Annotated in this window: 6 protein-coding genes and 1 pseudogene; all 7 read left to right on the forward strand. The window is 70.8% G+C overall.

Annotated features, from left to right (window positions below; genetic code table 11):
• A partial coding sequence (locus tag JZ792_RS40690) for a DUF8176 domain-containing protein (protein WP_216918266.1) occupies positions 1 to 749 on the forward strand: 749 nt, incomplete at its 5' end.
• A 2-nt stretch (positions 750 to 751) separates the two neighbouring features.
• Entirely contained in the window at positions 752 to 1,411 is a 660-nt protein-coding gene (locus JZ792_RS40695; protein WP_216918268.1) for a hypothetical protein, read from the forward strand.
• An 11-nt stretch (positions 1,412 to 1,422) separates the two neighbouring features.
• Positions 1,423 to 1,707, forward strand: coding sequence for a hypothetical protein (locus tag JZ792_RS40700; RefSeq protein ID WP_438804442.1), 285 nt, complete (start codon positions 1,423 to 1,425; stop codon positions 1,705 to 1,707).
• Positions 1,707 to 2,006, forward strand: coding sequence for a hypothetical protein (locus JZ792_RS40705; RefSeq protein WP_216918271.1), 300 nt, complete (start codon positions 1,707 to 1,709; stop codon positions 2,004 to 2,006). The genes JZ792_RS40700 and JZ792_RS40705 overlap by 1 nt, the downstream gene beginning before the upstream one ends.
• Positions 2,007 to 2,011: 5 nt before the next feature.
• Complete coding sequence (locus JZ792_RS40710) at positions 2,012 to 2,680, forward strand: DUF8175 domain-containg protein (protein ID WP_308165647.1); 669 nt, start codon at positions 2,012 to 2,014, stop codon at positions 2,678 to 2,680.
• Positions 2,681 to 2,694: 14 nt separating this feature from the next.
• Entirely contained in the window at positions 2,695 to 3,489 is a 795-nt protein-coding gene (locus JZ792_RS40715) for a DUF8175 domain-containg protein (protein ID WP_216918272.1), read from the forward strand.
• Positions 3,486 to 4,513, forward strand: a pseudogene (locus tag JZ792_RS40720) (hypothetical protein); the annotation flags it as partial. The gene JZ792_RS40715 and the pseudogene JZ792_RS40720, both read left to right, overlap by 4 nt.

A 4,513-nucleotide genomic window follows, 5' to 3' on the forward strand; every position in this document is an offset into this window, starting at 1 on the left:
CCCCCGCACCCACGACCGGAGGAGGTGACACACCGACCATGGCCGATACCGAGATCGACACCCCCCACGGGCGCGGCTGGCTCGACAAGTCGAGACACACTGTCCTGCAACCTGTTCCGGACGACAGCGGAAGCATCGACGGTGACGATCACGCGTGGCGGTGGCTGGACCGTCCTGCCGAGGACCCGCCACGACCCCGCGAACGTCGGACCGTCCGCCCCACGGTGAGGCTGCGCTGGATCGGCATCTCGGCGGGAGTGGCTCTGGTCGCCGCCGTCGCGACCATCCTCGCCGTATTCCGTTCCGGCGGTACCGAACCCGATACCGCGACGGTTGCCTCCGCCACGCTGGCCGCCCCACCCACCACGACCGCGACACCGGCGGCGTGCACCGGAGTGAGCGGTGAGATGGTCACCGACGGTGCCGGGGATCGGCGTTCGCTGGCTGGAGTCATCGCAGCCTTCGAGTTCGCCTACTACCAGCGCCGCGACGCCGCCGCCGCGCTGGGGCTGGTCGCTCCCGAGGCCGGACTGGTCCCCGAGGCCCTGGCCGCCGGTATCGCCTCGATCCCCGCGGGGAGCACGCACTGCGTGGCGATCACCCCGGTCGCCGACACGACCGCGGAGGTGCATCTGGTCGAGCGCCATCCCGATGGCTCCCGCATCGACTACCTGCAACTGATGAACGTCCGGGCAGTTGACCCCGGCAGTGGCGATTTCGTGATCTCCAACATCCAGAAGCGAGGATGAGGATGACCGCCGCGCACCGCCTCGCCGGCACTACCCGACCACCCGGCCCGCCCCGGCTGGACCCGGACACCGTCGCCGCCCCCGACCCACAGCATCGTGCCCCGGTGCGCGAACATCCGTTGGCGACGACCGGGGCGCACCCGCCGTTGTTCGCTGTGCTCGGCGCGCACGGCGGTGCCGCCGCGTCGACCCTGGCGCGGTGGTGGGCACCGGCCGCCGACACCGGCCCGGCCTGGCCCGCCTCGCCGGAGACCACCCAGCTCGTGGTCGTGGCCGCGCGCCTGTGCACACCCGGTCTGACCGCGGCGGCCGACCGGTTGCGGGAATGGCACGCCGGGCTGGCTCCGGACGGTGTCGAGGTGATCGGGCTGGTGCTGACTCCGGTGCGGCCGGGCAAGGTCCCCGCGGTTGTGCGCCGCTATCGGTCGCTGGTCATCGACCTGGCCGCGGCCGTCTACGACATCGCCTGGCATGACCAGCTCCTCGAGATCGAACTCGGCGAGCTGGCTGAGTTCACCCCGTTCGACCCACCACCCCCGCGTCGCGCCGGGCTGCGTCACGCCGTTCCGGCGGATGTGCACCGCGCTGGAACCCAGATCATCACCCGTCTGTCCGCGAACCATCTTCCGGTTGCGGCACAACCTGATTCGGAGACGACATGACCCTCGTCGCATTGGTCACCGACGTGGCCTCGGCCGTGCTGGCCCAGGAAATCAAGATCACACCCACGACGCCGCCGGGCTCGAACCTGATCGTCAATCTGGTCAATTACATGGCCTGGTTGGTGAGCCTGGCGGGGATCGCCGCGCTGATTTACGCGGGCGGCAAATTCGGGTGGGAACGCTGGCACGGCGGTTCGGTGGAGTCGCCGAAGATCATCGCCGCGGCGATGTTCGGCGGGATCCTGGCCACCAGCGCCGGGCCGATCATGAACGCCGTCGTCACCGGAGCCAACTGATGGCCACCGGTGACACGATCGCCGCACTCGCGCAGCGGGATTGGGAGCCGTGGGCGGCCTCGCCGTCCGGGCGCACGATCCTGCCGCCGCAGGTGCTGCAACCTCTGGTGCAGTTGCTCGGGTATCTGGCGTGGTGCGTGCTGCTGCTGTGCATCGCGCGCGTGATCTGGGTGGGCGGGCTGCTCGCGATCCGTACCTACCGCGAGGAAAGCGTCGAAGGGCTGATCGGCGCCCTGCTCGCCGCGGCCCTGCTCGGCAGCGCCAGCTCCCTGGCCCTGGCCGTCATCCCCCGGTGGTGACCGCCGTGCCCACGAACCCGAATCACGCACGCACCGAACGTCTTCCATGCTGGGCCGTCACCGCCGTGCTGGCCTTCGCCGGCCCGCTGACCGCCGCCGCGCTGTTCGCCTGCGGCAGCGATGCTCCCAGCGACCCCGTGCAGGTCCCGGCCGCGGTCGACACCACCGCACCGCCGACCGGGCTGCGCTGGCAGTCCTTCCAAGGCGTCGACCTGCCGGTCACCGACCAAGGCCCGCGCCGCGTCGAGGGCGCGGTCGCGACCGGATACGAGCACTCACCCGCCGGTGCGGCGGTCGCGGCTACGCAGGCGACGGTGCGCGCCTCGATCGCCACCGACACCCAATGGCCCGGAATCGGTGCCCGCATGCTCGCCCCCGGCGCGGGCCGCGACGACTGGGCGACCGCGCGGGCACAGATCTCGATCACCGCCCCCATCGCCGAGGGCGCCCCGCGCCTGCTCGGCTACGTCGTCAGCCGCTACAGCGACGAGGCGGCCGAGGTCGAGATCTACAGCCTGCACCCGGACAACTCGGTCACCCGCAACCATGCCGCCGTGCTCTGGCAGTACAGCGACTGGCGCCTGACCCTGCCCGACCCCGCCTCGAGTGCGTCACCACCGGTCACCGCCGTCGCCGTGCCGCCGCCCGATCTCGTCGTCTTCTTCCCGCGCTGAAAGCGAGCCGCCGCATGCGAACTCCCCGACTGCTGATCATCGTCTTCACCGCCATCGTCGTGGTCGTCATCGTCGTGTTCGTCGTCACCATCACCCGCGACGACGAACCCGACCCGCCCGAGCAGACACCGCGCCCGGACACGACCTTCACCGAGCCGCACCCGACAGCCACCACGAGCCTGGGACCGACCGCGGACCTGTTCGGCAACCGACTCGAGATCGTGTCGAGCGAGGCCGGGACCGCGCTGGCACAGGACCGCGCCCGCCGCGCCGACCCGGGCCAGCCGGACTACCTGGTCCGCGCGCCCGTGGGGATGGCATGGCAACGCGGATGGGGTGGCGCGGCGCTGCCGGTTTCGATCGGCGACGGCCCGGCCACGATCACCGACGGCATCGCCTCGGGGTTCGCGCGCACACCGCAAGGTGCGGGACTCGCCGCCGCCGATGCCCTCGGGCGCGCGCTGGCCGCCCCGGACCACACCTGGCAGCAGGTGATCGCGACGCGCTATCGCGGCGGCGGACAGGCCCTGGTCGAGCGGTTCGCGCGCTCGCGGGCGCGCACACCCGACGCCGCCCGCTACGTCACCGTGCCCGACGGTGTACGCGTCGCCGAGGGCTACAGCCCCGATTACGCGGTCGTGGAATTCGCGATCCGTGACGGGCTCGGCTACCGGATCGCGCGCTGGCCGATGGTCTGGGCGGGCTGGGACTGGCGCGTCGCGGTCCCCACCGAGATCGAAACCCTCTGGGGGCCGGGCACCTACGTCGACTCGATGACCGGATTCGGCGTCTGGAGGACAGCCTCATGAACCACAGCATCGTCATGGCCTCCCCGCCCGGCGGCGTGCGCGAGCAGTTGCCGACACCCATGGTGTGCGACATCCCGCTCGGCCCCCAGCAGGTATGCGACCAGGTCGGTGAGGTCGCGACCCGCGCGGTCGGCTCGGCCTGGGAAGACATGGTCGATTTCCTCATGGAGGGATTCGTCACGGGCGTGCGGTTCTCGATGGGCTGGTGGACCGACCTGCCCTCGCCGGTGCTGACCGGTCCCGGTGGGTATCCGGGCGCGGCGTTGACCGGGGTACGGGAGTTCACCGGCGGCCTCCAGGTGGTCTTCCTTATTGCCGGGATCATGTTCGCCGCAGCCAGGTTGGCGCTGGCCAAACGCGGCGGGCTGGCCGGAGAGGCGCAGGAAAGCTTTCTGATGCTCGTGCGTGCCTCCTTCACCTCGATGGCGTTCGCGGTCCTGGTCACCACCGGGACCCGCGCGGGCGATGAGTTCTCGAGCTGGGTGATCTTCACCGCCAGCGACGGGGACTGGACGCGCACGGTCGACCGGATGGCGCAATTGAACGAGGACACCAAATCCGGGCTCGGCACAGGCATCTTGTTCGTGGTCGGACTGTTGGGGTTGATCAGCACGTTGATCCAGCTGGTCATGCTGGTGATCCGCCAAGCCCTGCTGATCCTGGTTGTGGCGGTGATCCCCCTGGCGGCGGCAGCCTCGGGTACCGGGCCGGGATCGCAGTCCTACAAGAAGCTGATGTCCTGGTCGCTGGCGTTCGTGCTCTACAAACCCGTCGGCGCGCTCGTCTACGCCATCGCCTTCACCGTGATCGGGGATGAGGCCCAGACCGACCCGCAGCAGGTGCTACTCGGATTGATTCTGCTGGTGATGAGCGTGATCGTGCTCCCAGCTCTGGTCCGCCTCGTCGCCCCGGCGGTCGCGAGCCTGGGCGGGGGCGGCGGCGCGACCGCGGTGCTGGCAGGCGGGGCGGCCGGTATCGCGATGGGCTCGACCGGCGGTGGCGGTAGCGCACGCAAGGTCAGTGA

Origin of the sequence: Nocardia noduli (genome assembly GCF_019038455.1) — a bacterium.
GTDB classification, from domain to species: Bacteria; Actinomycetota; Actinomycetes; order Mycobacteriales; family Mycobacteriaceae; genus Nocardia; species Nocardia noduli.

Coding starts and splice junctions, on each gene's coding strand:
- JZ792_RS40695 (WP_216918268.1), top strand. CDS start 752: ATGACCGCCGCGCACCGCCTCGCCGGCACTACCCGACCACCCGGCCCG.
- JZ792_RS40705 (WP_216918271.1), top strand. CDS start 1,707: ATGGCCACCGGTGACACGATCGCCGCACTCGCGCAGCGGGATTGGGAG.
- JZ792_RS40715 (WP_216918272.1), top strand. CDS start 2,695: ATGCGAACTCCCCGACTGCTGATCATCGTCTTCACCGCCATCGTCGTG.